The following is a 1,395-nucleotide window of genomic DNA, read 5'->3' as shown; positions in this document are numbered from 1 at the left end:
CCACCAGCGGCACGAGCCAGCGCCCACCAAGGCATGAACCGCGCCCGAGCCCAGCCAGCACCCACCAGGGGCACGAGCCAGCGCCCACCAGGGCGTGAACCGCGTCCAAGCCACCTCACAGGAACGTGAAACCATGCTCGGGTGAGCGAGCAGATCACCGTCGGCGTGGGCGCAGGCGCCCAGTACCTGGGCGTGGACCGCGTGATCGACCTGGGCCCACTCCACCCGTCGGCCCACGGCGCGTATCGCCTGCGCCTGACCGTCACCCCGGACCTGGTGATCACCGCCGCGGAGCCTCTCGTCGGCCACCTGCACCGCGGTGCCGAGAAGCTCTTCGAGGTCCGCGACTACCGCCAGGTCCTGACGCTCGCCAACCGCCACGACTGGCTCTCCGCCTTCTGCAACGAACTCGCCGTCGCACTGGCCGTCGAACGCATGACGGGCATGGACGTCCCCGCCCGCGCCCAGTGGCTGCGTGCCCTGCTCTGCGAGCTCAACCGCCTGATGGCACACATGGTCTTCCTGACCCCGTTGTGCCCCAACGCCGCCGTCTACCGCGAGGGCGTCCAGTCCCTGATGGAAGAAGCCTCCGGCGGCCGCATCCACTTCATGTTCAACCGGATCGGCGGCCTGCGCGAGGACGTCCCGGCGGGCTGGACCTCCAGGGTCGCCGACTTCCTGTCCACTGTGGACGCCAACACGCTGGAGATCGACTTCGGAAGGCTGCAGGGCCTCGGTGTCCTGCCGAAAGCCGACGCGTTGGCCTACGGCGTCACCGGACCGATCGGCCGGGCCAGCGGAGTGGACTTCGATCTGCGGCGCGACGATCCGTTGCCCGCTTACAAGTTGCTGGACTTCACCCCTGTCGTGCGAACCGAGGGTGACGCCGCCGCGCGTGTGCGGTGCCTTCTGGATGAGGTCCAGAAGTCGGTCGAGCTGGCCACCGCATGCCTGGAGCGACTGCCGTCGGGTCCGGTGAACGTCCGGCTGCCCAAGGCCATCAAGGCGCCTGAGGGTTCGGTTTACACGCGCGTCGAGGCGCCGCTCGGGACGTCGGGCGTGCACCTGTCGTCACGCGGCGAGAAAACCCCGTGGCGCCTCAAGCTCCGCACGCCGTCGTTCAACAACGTTCAGGCGTTGTCCGCGCTGCTGCCCGGCACCAAGGTGGACGACCTGCCGGCCGTGCTGAGCTCGTTCGCCGTGATCGTCGGGGACATCGACAAGTAGCTAGTCGTCGCGGCGACGCCGACGACGGGGCGCGTCGCCACCGCCGAGGGACGCCAGCAGCTCGCTCACGGACTTCCCGTCCGCGTGCGCACCCGACGGGTCGTCCGGCGCAGCCCTGCGTCCGGTCGAGACCGCTGGCAGGCGCGTGGACGAGTCCTCGGCCACCCG

1 protein-coding gene is annotated in these 1,395 nt (G+C 69.9%); it reads left to right on the top strand.

Going from position 1 to position 1,395, the window contains the following annotated elements:
- The first annotated feature begins 141 nt into the window (after positions 1 to 141).
- The gene (locus FXN61_RS49420) at positions 142 to 1,227 is read left to right on the top strand and encodes an NADH-quinone oxidoreductase subunit D (RefSeq protein ID WP_167980637.1); all 1,086 of its coding nucleotides are present in this window, start codon (positions 142 to 144) and stop codon (positions 1,225 to 1,227) included.
- Positions 1,228 to 1,395 lie beyond the last annotated feature (168 nt).

The organism is Lentzea indica (assembly GCF_012184385.1).
Lineage (GTDB): Bacteria > Actinomycetota > Actinomycetes > Mycobacteriales > Pseudonocardiaceae > Lentzea > Lentzea indica.
Note: the sequence above shows the minus strand (reverse complement) of the source record. Positions and strands in the feature narration are given on the sequence as shown.